At 62.3% G+C, this 17,388-nt stretch carries 14 protein-coding genes and 1 tRNA gene; 10 read left to right on the plus strand and 5 right to left on the minus strand.

The features are described from left to right. Positions 1-114: 114 nt before the first annotated feature. Both IPM84_27195 and mgtE read left to right on the plus strand, forming a co-directional pair. Positions 115-294, plus strand: a complete 180-nt coding sequence (locus IPM84_27195) for a hypothetical protein (protein ID MBK9096376.1) — start codon at positions 115-117, stop codon at positions 292-294. Positions 295-411: 117 nt separating this feature from the next. Continuing rightward, positions 412-1,770 (plus strand): magnesium transporter, encoded by a 1,359-nt coding sequence (mgtE, locus tag IPM84_27200; GenBank protein MBK9096377.1) that lies wholly within the window; start codon positions 412-414, stop codon positions 1,768-1,770. A gap of 114 nt (positions 1,771-1,884) precedes the next feature. Here mgtE and IPM84_27205 read toward each other — a convergent pair. Next, positions 1,885-1,957, minus strand: a tRNA-Arg gene (locus tag IPM84_27205). A 115-nt stretch (positions 1,958-2,072) separates the two neighbouring features. Here IPM84_27205 and IPM84_27210 point away from each other — a divergent pair. The 5 genes from IPM84_27210 (at position 2,073) to IPM84_27230 (ending at position 5,099) form a co-directional block, all read left to right on the plus strand. Continuing rightward, on the plus strand, positions 2,073-3,062 hold the full coding sequence (locus IPM84_27210; GenBank protein MBK9096378.1) for an ROK family protein: 990 nt from the start codon (positions 2,073-2,075) through the stop codon (positions 3,060-3,062). Positions 3,063-3,139: 77 nt separating this feature from the next. Further along, positions 3,140-3,304 (plus strand): hypothetical protein, encoded by a 165-nt coding sequence (locus IPM84_27215; protein MBK9096379.1) that lies wholly within the window; start codon positions 3,140-3,142, stop codon positions 3,302-3,304. Positions 3,305-3,394: 90 nt separating this feature from the next. Next, a complete protein-coding gene (locus IPM84_27220; GenBank protein ID MBK9096380.1) occupies positions 3,395-3,715 on the plus strand; it encodes a hypothetical protein in 321 nt (106 codons plus the stop codon). Between the two features lie 157 nt (positions 3,716-3,872). Then, on the plus strand, positions 3,873-4,073 hold the full coding sequence (locus IPM84_27225) for a hypothetical protein (protein MBK9096381.1): 201 nt from the start codon (positions 3,873-3,875) through the stop codon (positions 4,071-4,073). Between the two features lie 192 nt (positions 4,074-4,265). Next, positions 4,266-5,099, plus strand: coding sequence for a LysM peptidoglycan-binding domain-containing protein (locus IPM84_27230; GenBank protein ID MBK9096382.1), 834 nt, complete (start codon positions 4,266-4,268; stop codon positions 5,097-5,099). Between the two features lie 67 nt (positions 5,100-5,166). Here the strand turns inward: IPM84_27230 and IPM84_27235 are convergent, their stop codons facing one another. After that, on the minus strand, positions 5,167-6,474 hold the full coding sequence (locus IPM84_27235; GenBank protein MBK9096383.1) for a peptidoglycan DD-metalloendopeptidase family protein: 1,308 nt from the start codon (positions 6,472-6,474) through the stop codon (positions 5,167-5,169). Positions 6,475-6,534: 60 nt separating this feature from the next. Between IPM84_27235 and IPM84_27240 the strand changes: the two genes are divergently transcribed. Next, the gene (locus IPM84_27240) at positions 6,535-7,908 is read left to right on the plus strand and encodes a dipeptidase (GenBank protein ID MBK9096384.1); all 1,374 of its coding nucleotides are present in this window, start codon (positions 6,535-6,537) and stop codon (positions 7,906-7,908) included. Between the two features lie 50 nt (positions 7,909-7,958). Here IPM84_27240 and hpt read toward each other — a convergent pair whose 3' ends face one another. Both hpt and IPM84_27250 read right to left on the minus strand, forming a co-directional pair. Next, positions 7,959-8,528, minus strand: coding sequence for a hypoxanthine phosphoribosyltransferase (hpt, locus tag IPM84_27245; GenBank protein ID MBK9096385.1), 570 nt, complete (start codon positions 8,526-8,528; stop codon positions 7,959-7,961). 78 nt (positions 8,529-8,606) lie between these two features. Next, entirely contained in the window at positions 8,607-9,992 is a 1,386-nt protein-coding gene (locus IPM84_27250) for a glycoside hydrolase family 99-like domain-containing protein (protein MBK9096386.1), read from the minus strand. A 161-nt stretch (positions 9,993-10,153) separates the two neighbouring features. Here IPM84_27250 and IPM84_27255 point away from each other — a divergent pair, with 161 nt between their 5' ends. Together IPM84_27255 and IPM84_27260 are read left to right on the plus strand one after the other, a co-directional pair. Continuing rightward, on the plus strand, positions 10,154-14,263 hold the full coding sequence (locus tag IPM84_27255; protein MBK9096387.1) for a DNRLRE domain-containing protein: 4,110 nt from the start codon (positions 10,154-10,156) through the stop codon (positions 14,261-14,263). A gap of 96 nt (positions 14,264-14,359) precedes the next feature. Beyond that, positions 14,360-15,664 carry an AAA family ATPase gene (locus IPM84_27260; GenBank protein MBK9096388.1) on the plus strand — a complete coding sequence of 435 codons (1,305 nt, stop codon included), beginning with the start codon at positions 14,360-14,362 and terminating at the stop codon, positions 15,662-15,664. Between the two features lie 282 nt (positions 15,665-15,946). Here IPM84_27260 and IPM84_27265 read toward each other — a convergent pair whose 3' ends face one another. After that, the gene (locus IPM84_27265) at positions 15,947-17,215 is read right to left on the minus strand and encodes a hypothetical protein (GenBank protein MBK9096389.1); all 1,269 of its coding nucleotides are present in this window, start codon (positions 17,213-17,215) and stop codon (positions 15,947-15,949) included. Positions 17,216-17,388 lie beyond the last annotated feature (173 nt).

The raw sequence follows: 17,388 nt of genomic DNA on the forward strand, positions 1-17,388 counted from the left end.
CCACGGCGCGTCATTTTGAACGCACGAACGAGAGGAACACTACCTGCCCTGGTATGTCGTTATGCCGACGACGAACCGTTATCCCTTGCGCGGGTTACTGGGGAGGCAACATGTATGCAAGACGATAATTTACCCTCGCGTAGCCAGTCTGATAATAGGCAGTTCGATGGCGGCAACGTTGTTGGTTTGCTCATCTTGACGATGCCCTTTGCGCAAATCCCAATCGTTGCACCAAGAGAAGCCAGCAACCAGGAGGTATGCAACGTCACCCTGACTGACCGCGCCATGCCTTGAATTTTGCGGGCGGCACGCTGTGTTGCAACCCGCTCCTGTTGTCTGACTTCGCCGCTTGACCTGTGGAAGCAGCCTTGCGCTCCGGCGCATAGTTAAACCAAGCAAGAAGGAGGCAACATGGAGCGGGTTTTTGATTTAGATGAGACCCTGGCTTCGGTGCGAGCGGCACTCGAAGTCGGAAATTTCCAGGCCGCGGTAGGCGTCCTGGAGCAGCTACGGCCGGCCGACCAGGCGGAAGTCTTCTCTGAGTTGGACGAACAGGATCAAGAAGAACTCCTACCCCAGATGGACGAAGAGGATTCAGCCGATATCCTTGAATGGCTGGACGACCAGGAAGCGGCTGACCTGGCCGAGTCGTTGAGCGATCAGGACCTTGTGCGCATCATTGATGAAATGGAGCCTGACGAGGCGGCCGACCTACTGGGCGATTTGCCGCCCGAGCGCACTTCTGCCATTCTGGCCGCCCTCGAAGATCCCGATGAAATCAGGCCGCTCCTGGTACATCCGGAAGACACAGCTGGCGGCATCATGACCAGTGAATTCATGGCGCTGCGTCGCCGCATGACCATCAGCGACGCACTCACCGCTGTGCGCCTGTGGGCGCCCGATCCGCGTGCGGAAACAGTCTACACCTTGTACGTGGCTGATGCCCAGGGCCTGTTGTGTGGCGTGGTAACGCTATACGAACTGCTCAGCGCCCCGCCCGACGCGCTCGTGCGCGACATCATGCGCTCAGACGTGATTGCCATCGAAGCCAGCGCCGACCAGGAAGAGGCCGCACGGCGGATGACCCGCTATGAACTCCTGTCCTTGCCGGTGGTCAACGCCGACGGGCGCTTGCTCGGCATCATCACCCACAGTGACGTGGTCGAGGTGATCGAGGCGGAAGCCACCGAAGACATCCAGCGCCTGGGCGGTGCACAACCGCTGACCCGCGCGTATTTATCAACGTCGGTCATGCAGGTGGCGCGCAGCCGCGTGGGCTGGCTGCTGCTGCTGTTCCTGACCGAAACCCTGACCGGAACCGTGCTGCGCGTGTTCGAGGGCGAACTAAAGGCCGAAGTGGCATTGGCTTTCTTCGTGCCGCTGCTCATCGGCACCGGCGGTAATGCCGGGTCACAATCCACCAGTACGATCATTCGCGCCCTGGCCATCGGCGAAATCGCGCTGCGCGACGCCTTCCACACCCTGTGGCATGAGCTGCGCACCGGTATTGTGCTCGGCGTCGTCATGTCGGCGGTGGGCGTCGTTCGCGCCTTACTTTGGCACACCAATCCCGGTGTCGCGCTGGCCGTGGGCGTCGGACTGCTGCTCATCGTCATCTGGGCCAACATCGTCGGCTCGCTGCTGCCACTGCTCGCCACGCGCCTGAAGGTGGACCCGGCCATCGTTTCCGGTCCGTTCATGAGCACCCTGGTGGATGCAACCGGCCTCTTCATCTACCTCAGTGTGGCCAAGCTGATCCTGGGTCTTTGACCGGTAAGTCGTTCGGACAGGATTGACAGGATTGACAGGATAGAGCGAAACCCCATCCTGTGCATCCTGTCAATCCTGTCAAAATCGTTCCTGCTTTGTGCAAAAGCGCTTGAGTACCCCCGGCAGGACTCGAACCCGCGACCCGCTGTTTAGAAGACAGCTGCTCTATCCCCTGAGCTACGAGGGCGCTGATCTGAATTCTACCAAAGCCCTTCCCGGTTGACAAATCGCACTGGCGTTGGTATAGTCAATTAAGAGATAATGACGCCTGCCATCAGGCGCAAAAGGGAGCGCAGCAAGCTATGCACGCGTATGTGATTGGGGTTGATTTGGGCGGCACGCAGGTGCGCGCGGCCCTGAGCGACGCCACGGGCCAGATCTACCGGCGCGTGGCTACCGCCACCAAGGCCGATGAGGGTCAGGATGCCGTCATCGAACGCATCAAATCCCTGGTTGACCAAGTTTGGCCCAAGCCAGATCAGGGCACTGTCAAGGCGATTGGGTTGGCCGCGCCTGGCCCGCTCGATCCAACGTCTGGCGTGATCGTATTTGCGCCAAACCTGCCCGGTTGGGACATGGTGCCGTTGCGTAACATCATCGCCGGGGCTTATGGCCTACCGACATTCCTGGGCAACGACGCCAACCTGGCCGCCCTGGCTGAGAACCGTTATGGAGCCGGGCGTGATATTGCCGACATGATCTACATCACGGTAAGCACCGGCGTGGGCGGCGGTATCATTACGCATGGTGGGATGCTCCTGGGCAGTCACGGCTTCGCAGCCGAGGTGGGGCACATGACGGTGGAAGCGCAGGGCGCGCGCTGTCTGTGCGGCAATAGCGGTTGCCTGGAGGCCTATGCCAGTGGGCCAAGCATCGCCCGCCATGCCGTGGAGGCCCTGCACCAGGGCGCCACCAGCATGGTCACGGACATGGTGGCCGGTGATCTCAGTCGTATCACGGCCAAAGAACTGCATGATGCGGCCAAGGCCGGTGACCGCTTGGCGCAAGCCGAATTTCGACGCGCGGGGTTCTACCTGGGCGTCGGCATCACCAGCCTGCTGCATCTCTTCAACCCGCGTATGATCGTGCTTGGGGGCAGTGTCATGAAGGTGGGCGCGCTGCTGACCGACGCCATTTGGGAAGTTATCCGTGCCCGTGCGCCACATCAGTATTGGGAGGGCCTCTCCATCGTTTCCGCTGCCCTGGGCGATGACGTGGTCCTCATTGGCGCCATTGCACTGGCGGAGGCCGAAAGTCAGCGGCGGGGTCAGACTATGGCGCGCGTGCCATAGCTCACCGCTATGCGCCCGCCGGTCGGCGCCTGTGGAACGAACTCCTGGCGCCCCCAGCAAACAAAAAAGGGGAACACGTGGTTTTTTATCTGACCTTCTGGGAGATCATCGGTTTCGTCCTGATCGCGTGCCTGATTGTTCTGACCATCTTCGCGATCGTTGAGCCAGGCCCTCTCCAGCGTCGCTCACGCGACCGGCGCGGGCAACTGGCAAACACCGACACGCCGCCCGAAAAGAAGTAACTGGAAGTAGCTGGAAGTAGCTGGAAGTAGCTGGAAGATTCAAACTGTGCAATCCTCGGCACCATACCGTGCGCCTGCCGAGGCGAAAAAATGTGGGAGATCACCGTGTTGATTCAAGCCTTACGCGACGTGTCGCTCATTATTCTCTCGATTCTTTCCTTCATCATGTGTATCTTGCCGCTCGTCGCCATGTTCTTTGCCGTGCGTGGCACACTGGCCCTGAAGCGCAAGACGCACGCCCTGGCGCCACAGGCCCAGGCCAAAGTGCGCTGGGCACAAACGATGGTGGATCAGGGCGCCAATAAGGTAGTCACACCCGTGGTTCGCGCCCACCTGGTTTACACCCGATGGTCAACCACCGGGCGCGTCCTGCTGCGGTCACTGCGACGCCAGACGCATCATTCCAATTGACTTGATTTCACTGATTTCACTGATTTCACTGATTTCATTGATTTCATTGATTTCATTGACTTCATTGACTTCATTGACTTCATTGACTTCATTGACTTCATTGACTTCACTGACCTCTTGTCTCGTAAATCATTCTCACTCAGGGAGCAAATAAGCGATGGACAGAAAACAACAGCGATTAGTCTTTGGCCTTGTCATCGGCGCCATCTTTGGCCTGGTGCTGGCGTGGATTGCCACCAACCGCGATGAGCCGGCCAACAGCGCCGTCGCCCGCCTCAAGCCCGGCGATTGGGTCAAGTTGGGCATTAGCCTGCTCGGCGTTGCCCGTCAGATGAGCGATCTGATCGAGACCGTATAAGCGCTGGCGATCTCACCAGGCCGATAGTGTCTTGTCACGCTTCCACGCGGCACTTTCTCTGTCGCTGCAACGTCATGACTTCTGTTCATTGGCCGCGCAGCCACCGGCGGGCCGGAAACCCTTAGAAACTCCCGTGACACCAGGCTCAAGTCACAGGCTGGGCCGCAGAAGAAATGGGAAGGAGAACGTGCCGTGAAGAAATCCATGCAACTGTTGTTGATCGTTGTTCTGACCAGCTTGCTGCTGGTCACACCGTTGGCCGCGCTGGCCGCACCGACCGATGGTGCGCCGGCCGCGGCCAGTTGTACCTATTACACCGTGCGTGCGGGCGACACACTGACCAAAATCGCAGCCCGCTATCACACGGATGTCTGGACCATCGCCCGCGCCAACGGCATCACCAATCTGAACCGCATTCACATCGGCCAGGTTCTGTGCATACCCGCGGCCAGTACGCCGCCCGCGTGCCCGATCAGCTATGTGGTGCAGCGTGGTGATACGCTCACCAAGATCGCCAGCCGTTTTCGGGTGAGCGTTCTGGCTTTGCGCAGCGCCAACCAGATCGGCGACATCAACCGTATCTACGTGGGCCAACGCCTGCGCATCCCCTGCAATCCACCGCCGCCGCCCACGCCACCGCCACCCAGCAGCGCCGCGTGGACAGCCAAGTTCTACAATAACGAAGACTTGAGCGGCGCGCCGGTGCTGACGCGCCGCGATACCGGCATCAACTTCAACTGGGGCTACGGCTCTCCGGCGCCCAGCAGCGTGCAGGCGGATCACTTCTCCGCCCAGTGGAGCCGCAGCGCCGCCTTCAGCGGTGGCACCTATCGCTTCTACGCACGCAGTGATGATGGCGTCCGCCTCTGGGTGGATGGGGTCAATCAAATTGACGAGTGGCGCGAACAAGCCATTGCGGGCTTCTACAAAGATGTGGTGCTCAACCAGGGTAGCCATACCGTCGTTGTCGAATACTTCGAACGAACCGGCCTGGCTGAAATCCACGTCTGGTGGGAAAAACGCTGAGCAGGCGTCAGATCAACTCACAGAAACCCGTTTTTTCTAAAGAAACGGGTTTCTGTACCTCCAACTCTCACGGCAAAATCCTCTGTAACCACGTCAACGGGTCCACCGGTATGAGGCCCACGCGCATCTCCCAGTGCAGATGTGCGCCGGTGGAAAGACCGGTGGTGCCGACCTCGCCCAGTTTATCGCCCGCCTTGACCTGCTGCCCCACCGTGACCTCGATCTTGGACAGATGCCAATAGCCGGTGTGCAGGCCGGCGCCATGGTCGAGAATCACGGCATTACCGCGCACCGCCAACGTCTCTGCCAATACCACCACGCCGGGCGCCGGCGCCGTCACGATCGTGCCGGTCGGCGCGCTATAATCCTGGCCTTCATGAAAACTGGTCACCGGCCCACCGTTGTAGCTGCGCCGCGTGCCAAACGGCGAGGTGGTCTGAAACGCGCTGCCCAACGGTGACGTGAAAACCCCGGTCCACTGTGGAGACAGCTCATGCTGCGGCCAGATGATGTTCAGCTTGACCCGCTCATCGGCCAACAACGTGGGCGCCAGCAGGCCTCCCTTGGCCGCGGGCAATACGATGTGCTGCGTCTCGAAACTGCCCGCCTGCACCGGCACCGGCCAGCGCAGATGCAGGGTCAAATCATCCGGCTCCGAGCGCAGGCGAAACGGCAAGGCCAGGCCTTGAATATCCACATCCAACCAGGTGAGACCCGGCGGCGCCAACGGATGCACACCAAACAAGGCCCACGTCTGCCCCTGCCCCGCCACCAGCGCCAGATTACTTCCGGCGTAGCGGGCCGTGACCGTCAGCGGATAGTCGGCAGCCAACGCCAACGCAGCCGCCTGCCCCTGCTGCGGCGCCGCCGGCGTGATCTCGAACCGACGCACGCCCAGGGCCACCCAATTCGGCGTTACCGGAACCTCGATCTCCTGACCTGGCTCCAGCCTTCCTTTTGAATTGGACGGATTGGCTGAAATTAATAGTAATTTGACTATGCGAAATTTTGATGCCAGGCCGGTCCACGTATCGCCCGGCTGCACCAGGTAACGCAGGCGTGGCTGTGTCCTGGTGTCGGAGGTCCGCGCCGGAATCAGCAGGCGCTGACCGATTGCCAGCCGATCAGGGTTCTCCAAACGGTTCGCCTCTACCAGGGCTGCGACAGTGGTATCATAGCGCGCGGCAATCGCGCCCAGCGTTTCGCCGGCCTGCACCACATGCACGATGGCCCCGCTCTGCCGCACCGGCTGGATGTGATCGGCGGCTGCTGGCGCCGCAGCCAGCGGGTCAGCCGGTAGGGTTAGGCTCAGCCAGAGAATCAGGCCAAGCAGGCCCTGGCTCAGCCTTGCACGCCTCATAATTAGTTTTGACACGTCTCGCACCTCATGCGATAATCGCCCGGAGATCAACCTGTTTGTGGAGGAGCCTACCTGATGGCATTGACCGACGCCCTGTCTGCAGCTCAGCAGTACGAGCCGCAACTATTGCATGATCTGCTCGAACTCCTGCGCATCCCCAGTGTCAGCACCGTGCTGACTGCCCAGTCCGAGGTGCAACGCGCCGCGGACTGGGTCTGCGCCTATCTGCAAGAGATCGGCCTGGAACATGTGCAAACGCTGGAAACCAACCGTAACCCCATCGTGTATGCCGACTGGCTGCACGCGCCCGGTCAGCCCACCGTTCTTTGTTACGGGCATTATGATGTGCAGCCGGCGGACCCCCTGGAGCTTTGGCGCACACCGCCCTTCGAACCGACCATAGATGGGGGCAATGTTTACGCCCGCGGCGCGGCCGACGACAAGGGCCAGTTCATCATCCACCTGGCAGCCATCCGCGCCATCTTGCAGGCCGACGGCCGCCTGCCGGTCAATGTCAAGTTCCTCATCGAAGGTGAAGAAGAAATCGGTAGTCCCAGCCTGGACGCGGTGCTCGACACCTACCACGATCTCTTCCAGGCTGACGCGTGCCTCATCTCTGATTCCCACATGCTGGCGCCCGACTGCCCCGTTATCATCACCAGCGTCCGCGGTTTGGTGGCCGTGCATGTGGAAGTAACCGGGCCGGGCAGGGATCTGCACTCCGGCACGTTCGGCGGCGCCGTCCACAACCCGCTGCAGGCGCTGTGTACCATCCTGGCCCGCCTGCACGACGCGGATGGCCGCGTGGCGGTTCCTCATTTCTACGACCGCGTGCGCCCGTTGACCGAGCATGACCGCGCCGCCCTGGCACAGATTCCTTTCACACGCGCCGCCTGGCTGGCCGATGCCGGTAACCCGCCCGATGATTGGGGCGAACCGGAGTACACCATTAGCGAGCGTACCAGCAGCCGGCCCACCCTCGAAATCAACGGCCTGGCCGGGGGCTTTGCCGGCGATGGCCTCAAGACCGTCCTGCCGTCGCGTGCCATTGCCAAGATCTCCTGTCGCCTGGTGGCCGACCAGGACACGGAGGAGATTCGCAGCCTGCTCAGCGCGACCATCCACGCGCTGGCGCCACCCACGGTGCGTGTCGAGATCAAACCGATCCAGTCTGGCCCAGGGGCCACGGTCAACCTCGATCATCCGGCCATCCAGATAGCCAGCGCCGCCTACGCGGCCGTCTACGGCGTGGCGCCCCTCTTCGTACGCGAGGGCGGCTCCATCCCCATCGTCGCGCTTCTCCAGAATAAGTTCAACATGCCATCGCTCCTGATGGGCTTTGGCCTGCCGGACGATGGGCTGCACAGCCCTAACGAAAAGATGAGCCTGGCTCAAATTCGCCGCGGCGTTGCGACGATTGTCCACTTCTTCTATGGCATGGCGCGCTGACAACAGCCATCCGAACCCTGTTCCCGGCCGGTCACGTGATCGGCCAGGAACTAGGCCTGATACTTCTCCGGCTTCAACACTCCGATGAACGGCAGATTGCGGTACAATTCATTGAAGTCAAGCCCGTAACCCACGACAAACTCATTCGGAATGACGAAGCCCACGTAATCCACCGGCACGTTGGCCTCGCGGCGTTCTTTCTTGTCCAACAGTGAGCAGATACGCAGCGACGCGGGGTTGCGGGCCAGCAGCAGGCGCCGCAGATACGCCAACGTATGCCCGCTGTCAATGATGTCTTCCACAATCAGCACATGACGGCCTTCGATACTCTCTTCCAGATCCTTGATAATCTGCACCGCCCCGGTGGATTGGGTCGAAGCGCCGTAGCTTGACGTGGCCATGAAATCAATCCGATGCGGAACGGTGATCGTGCGGATCAGGTCGGCCATGAAGACCACACTGCCCTTCAAAACGGCAACCAAAAACAGATCGCGTCCTGCATAGTCCTGGCTGATCTGCGCGCCCAGCGCCTGCACGCGCTCGCTCAGGGCGTCACGTGCAATCAAGACCCGCAGGATGTCGGCTTCTGTGCCCACCGGGGTACTAACTGCATCTCCCATCATCCAATTCCTCCCCTCTCGATCCCTTGCTTCATTGAACTCCCGTTGCTGCGCTCCCCAGGCAGAGCGATTGAAATCTTACCCTTCAGGTAGATTCCAGGGGCGCAGCGGCCGCACGGGCGGCTGCGCAAGCGGCACCTGCGCCAACGGGCCGTGGGCCTCGACCACATTTGCCGCCACCCAGCCCGCGCCACCGCGGGCGGCACAACAGACCCGCCACCAGCCCGCATCGCCAGCCTGCGCGATGGACCGACCCACGATCAGTAACCGGCGACCAGGAGCCAACTGCTCCAGCACACGATAGGTGACACCCGGCCCTGCGCGCAGGTTGACTCCGCCGCGCGGCACAACCACCTGCGGTGCGGACGGCGTGGGAGCAGGGGTGGCTGTGGGGCGCGGCGGCGAAAGCGGTGCCGGCGCCGCACCTTCCCCATTCTTGTAACGCGCCGCCCATTCCCGCGTCAGGTCAACATAGCGGCTGCCGTAGGCCTGGCTTGGCTCGATGTAGGTTCCTTCGGGCCATTCGTTCCACGACGTGATGATCACCCAGTCCGCGGCGCTTGCCAGGGCGCCATTCCAGGTCTTGGCATAGTAGGCGCCATCCTCGCGGCCACGAATAAAGGCATCACTGCGGCCTGTGCGCGTATCGTTGTAACCAGGCATCACCGTGGCCACCCAAATTTTGCGTCCCCAGGTTTGACTGGCTGCCCGCACACGCTGCCCCCACTTGAGCAACTGCGCGCCAGGATCGGCCGACCAGGCCACGCTGTAGAGATGATGGCCGTCGAAGACCTGCTGAAAGCCAATATCCACCCCCTCGGCGATCCAGAGCGTCTGCCGGCCGGGGTCAACCTCGTCGCGCATTGCCTGCCAGGCCCCCACCCCAAAGCGCTGCTGGCGCCAGAAGAAGATCACGGGGCGCCCGTCCACGCGTAGATAGGCCGGATGGTTGGCATGCGTCGCCAGCAGTGTACGCAGCGCCTGCGTCACATCACCGCTCGAACCAAAAAATGGCCCCTGCGTCTCGAAGTCAATGGCTATGCGAAAATTTCTTGCGGCCGCCTCATCCAGCAACACGCGCAGGTTGGTCTCGGTCTGGTTGTTCTCGGTGCGCGGGCCGTACCAACTGACGACAAACGCATCTATGCCGGCGCTCTGCGCCTGCTCGATCTGCCGCGCCATTGCCCCGCGATCGCGCGAGGTGTAGAGCGTGGTTGGAAAATCTGGAACTTTTTCATTGCGCCAGGTGTTTTCATCGAACCAGTTATAATAGAAAGCCAGCACCAGGCGCTCTCCGCCCAGCGCGGGCGGGGAGGCCGCCGCGGCCGGGTGTCCAGCCAGGGCTGAGGGTAGAATCAGGAGCAGCGCCAGCAGCCAGGGCAAGGCGTGGGCCGGGCGCGCGCCTGCAAAGAAGCGGGGAAACAGGCAGGGGTGGCGGGGTCTGTTGGTCATTAGTTTGTGCATGATCCTCGTCGTTTGAGTATTGCGAAAACGCTTACGCAATCATTCTACCAAAGGTGACCCAAAGCCCAAAACCGCACGCTGGCGTCGTATGCCGCGGTTTCTGGTTTTCGGTAGGTATCGGGTATAATCTCCTCCCAACCACGCGTGAGGTGAGAAAAAAGATGACGAGGCGTCTGTCAACTCGTGTTGCCCTGTTCGCCATGCCCGTCGCCCTAACTGCTGTCTTCATGGCTCTGATGCAAGTCGGTGTCCTCTCCCCTGGGGCTACCGCCGCCCCTCAATGGATAACGTCCGTCTTCCAACAGGGCCTGTTTGGCTACAATGGGACGCGCGACGCGACCATGAACGCCCGCGACCCGATTACGCCCGACGGCACGCGCGGCACAGTGACGTTGGAATGGCAGGACTACGAGGAGAACACCAGTCGTGCTCTGCTGTTCTTCGACCTGGCTTCGATTCCGGCAACCGCCACTGTAAGCAGCGCAACCCTGCAATTGACCTTCACCGACCTGACGGTCGAGCGCCCCATCACCGTCACCGCCGCCCCCATGCTGCGCACCTGGCTGGAGTATGAAGCCACCTGGCTGGAGTCCGAAGTGGGCCTGCCCTGGAACAAGGCCGGCGCGGACGGCATTGGCGACGATCGCGGCGAAGCAGGGCCGCTGACCGTCGTACACACCCAAACCTTGACCGTGACTCTCGACCTGCTGGACTTCGTCCAGCAATGGGTCGCGGACGACGCCAGCAACACCGGCCTGATCCTCATGGTCAGCGGCGAACCTGACGAGTATGCCCGCCTGGAACTCGCCAGCCGCGAGCACAGCGTGCAGGGCCTGCGCCCGCGCCTGGAAGTAACTTACAGCACCGATCCCCTGGAGCCAACCTTCACCCCGACCGTAACCGACGCGGCCACGGATACCCCCACCCCGACCGATACGGCTACGAATACGCCCACCTCAACGGACACCGCGACGCCTACGCCCACCCCAACGGACACGGCGACGCCTATGCCCACGCCGAGCCTCTGGGTCACCACAACCCTGGTGCAGGGCCAGGATGGTTTCCGTGGCTTCTACGACGCGACGATCACCAGCGGTACTCCCAACACGAACTACGGCGCCCGGCCCGAAACCACGCTGAGTTGGATCAGCTATTGGCCTGGCCCCGGTGACCGCACGCTGCTGCGCATGGACCTCTGGCAGATTCCTTCCAGCGATACCGTAGCCGAGGCCACGCTCAGCCTGTACGTGACACAGCGCAACCAGGCCACGCCCGCCCGCCTGCGCGTGTGGGGCCTGCTGCGCCACTGGTCCGAAGCCACCGTCACCTGGACGCGCCCCCACACCGAAACCGTGGGGAGCTGGGTCGCGGGCGGCGCGGCCGGCCTGGGCAACGACCGCGAAGCCACCGTCGCGGCCGAGGTCAACATCAACCAGACGAGCGGTTGGGTGCATATCCCAATCACCAATCTGGTCCGCAACTGGGTGGCGTCGCCAGACCGCAATTTCGGTCTGGTGCTGGAGGTCGAGGGCCTGAACTGGGAGAGCGTCTACTATTCCTTTGCCTCTGCCGACAACCCGTCGCCAGAGCTGCGCCCACGTCTCACCGTGCGCCATGCCGATCCGGGGTCGTGGCAGGTCAAACTGGTGCAAGAGGGGCGCTATGGCGAAAGTGTGGCCGACGACGCCTCCATCAGCTATTGGCAACCAACCGTACCCCTGGGCGGCGACTCCAACCTGGTCATGCAATGGCGCAGCAGCCCCAACGACCGCCCAGATACCCAACGCGCGCTCGTCCGCTTCGACCTGGACGATGTGCCCACCACCGCGCGCGTGCGAGAGGCGCAGATGTTCTTCTTCATCCCGCCGGCCACCCAGGCTGAACCGGTGCAACTGCGCGGCTGGCGCCTGCTGCGGCCCTGGAACGAAAGCGAAGTCACCTGGCTCAGCCCGGTCAGCGGCGCACCGTGGGGCCTCCCCGGCGCTGATTCCATCGCCCATGATCGCGCCGGTGAGACCAATGCCGACCTCTCGTTTACGCAATCCGACGGCTGGATCGTGCTCGATGTCACCGACCTGGTGCAATTTCAGGTCGCCAACCCTGAGGAGAACTACGGCCTGCTCCTGGCCATCGCCAGCCTCAACGGCACCGATGTGGCCTACGCGCCGCTCAGCTCGCAGAACGGTCAGGTCAATCTGCGCCCGCTGCTGCGCCTGATCTATTCCACCGATCGCCAGCAGCCCACACCGACGCCGACCCCTGCGTCCACCTTCACCCCCTGGCACGAAGTGACCTTGCGCCAGGGCCTCTACGGCTTCACTGACACGCAAGACACGACCATCATCCGCTGGCAGCCCACCACCAACCGCGGCACCTTTTCGCTGCTCACGGCCGGCTGGCGGGACGACTTCACCAACCCCGCTGAGGACCAACGCGCCTTGCTGCGCTTTGGCCTCGATACCATCCCCTGGAGCGCCCCCGTGCGCGACGCCACGTTGTCGCTCTACTTCCAATACAGCTCCAATCCGCATCCTGTCCGGCTCAAGGTCTACCGCATGACGCGGCGCTGGTGGGAACAGCAGGCCACCTGGCTGCAGGCCAGCACCGGCGGCCCCTGGCAACAGCCCGGCGCTGATGGCCTCGAAACCGACCGCCTGACCGATCCCACCACCACGCAGGGCATTCTCCAGCCCAATGGTTGGGTCAATCTCGACGTGACTGCCCTGCTGCAATTCTGGCTCGACAATCCGGGGCAGAACTACGGCGTCATGCTGATGATCGAAGGGCTGGACGGCCAAACCGTCTATTACGACATGCGCAGTGGCACGCACTGGCAGGTAGATACCCGCCCCACGTTGCGCTTTGCCTACACCACCGACCCCGCCGTGCCCACTGCTACCAGCACGCCCACCTACACCCCCACGCCGACACCGCTCAACACCCCGACGCCGGACTACTGGCAGACCCTGGTTCTACAACAGGGCAGCGGTTTCAGCGGCATGCACGACGCGGACATCGAGATGTATGCGCCTGACACCAACAATGGCAGCGGCGCCTACCTGGACGTGCGCTGGTCCAACGACTTTTGGCCGGCTGCCGCCGACATGAAGGCGCTGATTCACTTCGACCTCAGCGCTCTGCCGTCAGGCGCTGTGGTCCAACAAGCCACCCTGAAGATGTACCAGGTCAGCCGCAGCAACGTCACCCCCATGAACCTGTCAGTCTACCGGGTCTTGCGCGCCTGGTGGGAAACCGAAGTCACCTGGAACCGCGCCATGCAGGGCGCCGAAGGCCCGCAGCCCTGGGCCAGGCCAGGGGTCGGCGGTGTCAACAGCGACCGCGAACGCGAGCCAAGCGGACACACGCTCATTGACAGCTATGCTGGCTGGCGCGTCTTCGATATGACGAACATCGTGCAGTTGTGGGTCAATCAACCGGCCACGAACCGCGGCCTGCTGTTGGAGGGCAAGACAGACAACAACGACACGGTTCTGGTCAGCTTCGCCAGCAGTGAGTATGGCCGCGATGTCACCTTGCGCCCGAGCCTGAGCCTGGTCTACACCACACATGGCTCGGTGCCGACCCCGACCGCCACGGCTACCCACACATCCACCCCGCTGCCCACCGCGACCCCAACTGCCACGCCGTCGGCCACCCCCATCTACAATCCCGACGCCCACACGTTGACCTTGCAGCAGGGCGTGCGCGGCTACTTTGGTACGAACGATTTCTGGATGGGCGCCGGTTCACCGTCTACCACCCATGCGCTTGAGCCGATCCTGCGCATTGGCTCAAGTTCGCATGACACTGTCGCCCGCGCAGTGATCTCCTTCAACCAGGAACTGTTGCCGCCCAATGCCGACATCCTGGGAGCCTGGCTTGAGCTCTACCTCAACGATCGTTCCAACGATGCGCCCCTGGCGGTCAGCGTTCACGTGATGCGTCGTGGCTGGGCCGCGGCCGCCGCCACCTGGCAGCAGGCCAACGCCGGTCAGGCCTGGAATCTTCCCGGCGCCAGCAGCCCAGCCGACCATGACCCTCAGCCCCTCGACATCCAAAATCTACCCTCACAGCCCGGGTGGCTGCGCTGGGATGTCACTCAGGCCATCAGGCGCTGGCTGGTCGAACCAACCGCCAACTACGGATTTCTGTTCAAGGGTGATGGGCCAACCAGCGTCCAGGTTGGCTTCAACAGCGCAGAGCGCATCTGGTCCGGCGCGATACCTACGGCAGGTCGCCCGCGGCTAGTCATTGTGTACCGCACACCATAACCTGAGAACGAGCGATTTCGTCAGCATGTGTACCCCGCCGTCACCTCGCAGAGGAGAAGAGGAGAAGAGGATGAAGAAGATGAGAGGAGAGAGGTAGTGGCTATTGCAGATGATTTGAAACAACTGCTGACCCAGCCCACGCGGCTTGAACAACTAGGCATCCCTGCATCCATCATCACAGACCTGATCTATCGTCTGTTGTTCAATGAAGGGGAGGTCAACGTCGGTCGTTTCGTAGAGATTCTGCGCGTGCATCCGCAAATCGTTGACCAGGTGCTCTCGGAACTGTCGCACGAACACCTGGTTGAAGTGGTACGCGCCGGCGCCCTCCGTTTCAGTTACACCTATCGTCTAACCGACGAGGGCGGCAGGCGCGCCCGTGATTCCGTGGATCGCACCCAGTACGTCGGGCCAGCACCGGTGGACGCAGAAGCCTACAAGCGCTCAGTGTTGCTCCAAACCACCAACAAACAGCGCGTCAACCAGGCCCAGGTCAAACAGGCGCTCAGTCATCTCATATTGCCAGAAAGCTTTCATCGCAAAATTGGCCCGGCCATCAACGCCGGCTCATCGCTCTTTCTCTACGGGCCACCTGGTAACGGTAAGACGACCGTGGCCCAGGCCGTCGCCAAGCTGATCGCCAATACCGAGCCGATTTGGATTCCCTACGCCATCTGCATGGGCGGCCAGATCATCCAGGTGTTCGATCCGCTCGTCCACGTGCCGATCAAAGCCGACCCCAACGACCCGCAGGCCGCACGCCTGAACGCCGGTGTAGATCGGCGCTGGGGCCTCTTTCAACGGCCCTCCGTCATGGTCGGCGGCGAGCTGCGCATGGAAGCCCTCGAACTGCGCTACGAGCCGGTCGCCAAATTCTACGAGGCGCCCCTGCAGCTCAAAGCCAACGCCGGCATGTTCTTGATTGACGACTTCGGCCGCCAGCAGATGAGTCCGCAAGAGCTGCTGAATCGCTGGATCGTGCCGTTGGAAAGTGGGATTGACTTCTTGCGTCTGCGCTCCGGCCAAACCATGGAAGTCCCATTCCGCCAGTTGATCGTCTTCTCGACCAACCTGGACCCCAGTGAGTTGGTGGATGGCGCATTTCTGCGCCGCATTCAGATGAAGGTTGAAGTGGCAGGTCCCGATGAAAAAACCTTCCGCCAGATCTTCATCAAGGTTTGCCAGGTCTTCGACGTGCCCTTCGACGAAGCCGGATTCAATCACATCCTGCAAAAGTGGTATCGGGATGCCCGCCGCCCCATTCAGTCTGTTCATGCGCGCGACATCATCAAGACCATCCTCTCCATCTCTGATTACACCGATTCACCCCCGCGCCTGGTGCCGGAGATGATTGACGAAGCCTGCAGTTCCTACTTCGTGGACAACCACAGCGCCGATTGACGCCCTGCGGACGGACCGGGAGTCCTCACCTCAACCCCCGACCCCTTCTCCTCTCCGCGCGGCGGAGAGGAGAAGGGGGGAAGAGGGCGGCTGTCTTTGTAGGTCTACCGCCGCCGCCTGTCAGGCATTGGCTCGCCTGGGAAGAGAAGGGGGGAAGAGGGCGGCTGTCTTTGTAGGTCCGGCCTCCTGGCCGGACGGCTTTGGGGCAGGAGCGTGTGATCTGGTGCAGAGAGCGCCGTCACGCCGGAGACGTGACCTACGGGCGACGATGCTATTTTCAGGTTAGCGTTGCCAGGGCCAGCGTCGCGGCCTGGCCGCGTCCTCCGCGGCGGTGTCTTCTTCTCGCTCTTCCGACAGTGGGATTGACTCCTGCGGTTCCGTCCCCATCGGCGCCTCGCTCATCCCCATCACCGGCAGATCGTCAAGGTCCAGGGGCCGCGTAGCGTCCTCCCGCGCCGGCTCCAACGTGGCCGTCGCTACTGGTGCGGGCAGGGCCAGCGGCGGCGCAGCATCTTCAGGCGAAGGCAACTGCGCCGCCCCGCGCTGGTAGATGTTCATGAAAACCGGCGCGGCCACGGCCAGCGGAATCGTCCGCCGCACCGGCACCACGCTGGTTTCCCACAACTGGCGCAGGGCCACGTAATCCCACGCGGCCGAGATGATGCCCTCGGTCGTTTCCGCGCCCACTTCGGCCATGATGCCCGTGTAGCGGTTGGTGAATTCCAGCGGCGCGCAGATGGCGCTGCGCCCGATGAACGGTTCGGACTCGCCCGGCGTGAATGGGTTGTAGCCAACGATGAAGCTGATCGCACCGTACAGATGGTTTTCCTGCACCCGTGCCAGCAGCCCGGCGCGCATGCGGTGGTAAAGGGCCGGTTCGCTGCAAGCTCCCAGGCTGATGATCATCTCTGCGCCCTGGTAAGCAAGCAGGCGCCCCGCCTCCGGATAAAGCACATCTGGCCCCAGGAGCAGGCCCAGGCGCCCGACCGGTGTGGCAATCGCCGTCCAACCGTCGCCTGCTTCGGCCAGCGCCGTATTTTCGGCCACCATCACCACCCGTGACTGCTGCCCGAGCACCGTGCCTTGCGGCCCAAACACCGTCGCCACATTACGAATACCACCATCGGTGCTGTCCACGGCGTACAGACTGCCGGCGACGATGGTCGCACTGAACTCCTGGGCCAGGCGTCCGAACAAATCGGCATAGCTGTCCCACAGGGTGTGGCTGTTCTGGTCGAGCAAGCGGCCCAGCTCACGTTGAAAATCGGAGCCAAGCAGGCCGGCCGTGCCAGAAGCCATCTTGCTGCGCGCGCGCTCCCAGAATCCGGCGCGGTTCTGGCGGCCGCGATCCGCCTGCTTGAGCAGGCCGGCCCGCAGGCTGTTCAGCAGCGGCGGCGCCGCCATCATGCCGGCCAGTTCGGGAAAAATAATCAACTGCGCGCCTTTTGCCTGCGCCACGCGCAGGAAGCGCCGCAGCTCATGCTCGAAATCGGCCAGATCGGCCGGCAGCCGCATCTTCTGTTGAACGACACAAACGATTACGTTATCCATCGGATTGAACCCCGCACGTCAAGAACAGGCTTGCGCCTCACGGCCCAGCGCCAGGCCGGCGTCAAAGGCCCTCTGCCACGAATTGTAACATGCCCCCATGCACAATCAAAATGTCACCGCTTGACATTCACCCCAACGCCAGCCATACTTGACGCTGACGCGCCCCTGGATGT

Origin of the sequence: Candidatus Amarolinea dominans, assembly GCA_016719785.1 — a bacterium.
GTDB lineage: Bacteria > Chloroflexota > Anaerolineae > SSC4 > Amarolineaceae > Amarolinea > Amarolinea dominans.

Bases quoted from the DNA above. Each gene is read 5' to 3' on its own strand.
- IPM84_27210 (MBK9096378.1), top strand. From the start codon at position 2,073: ATGCACGCGTATGTGATTGGGGTTGATTTGGGCGGCACGCAGGTGCGC.
- IPM84_27250 (MBK9096386.1), bottom strand. From the start codon at position 9,992: ATGCACAAACTAATGACCAACAGACCCCGCCACCCCTGCCTGTTTCCC.
- IPM84_27225 (MBK9096381.1), top strand. From the start codon at position 3,873: ATGGACAGAAAACAACAGCGATTAGTCTTTGGCCTTGTCATCGGCGCC.
- mgtE (MBK9096377.1), top strand. From the start codon at position 412: ATGGAGCGGGTTTTTGATTTAGATGAGACCCTGGCTTCGGTGCGAGCG.
- IPM84_27195 (MBK9096376.1), top strand. From the start codon at position 115: ATGCAAGACGATAATTTACCCTCGCGTAGCCAGTCTGATAATAGGCAG.
- IPM84_27220 (MBK9096380.1), top strand. From the start codon at position 3,395: ATGTGGGAGATCACCGTGTTGATTCAAGCCTTACGCGACGTGTCGCTC.
- hpt (MBK9096385.1), bottom strand. From the start codon at position 8,528: ATGGGAGATGCAGTTAGTACCCCGGTGGGCACAGAAGCCGACATCCTG.
- IPM84_27240 (MBK9096384.1), top strand. From the start codon at position 6,535: ATGGCATTGACCGACGCCCTGTCTGCAGCTCAGCAGTACGAGCCGCAA.
- IPM84_27255 (MBK9096387.1), top strand. From the start codon at position 10,154: ATGACGAGGCGTCTGTCAACTCGTGTTGCCCTGTTCGCCATGCCCGTC.
- IPM84_27265 (MBK9096389.1), bottom strand. From the start codon at position 17,215: ATGGATAACGTAATCGTTTGTGTCGTTCAACAGAAGATGCGGCTGCCG.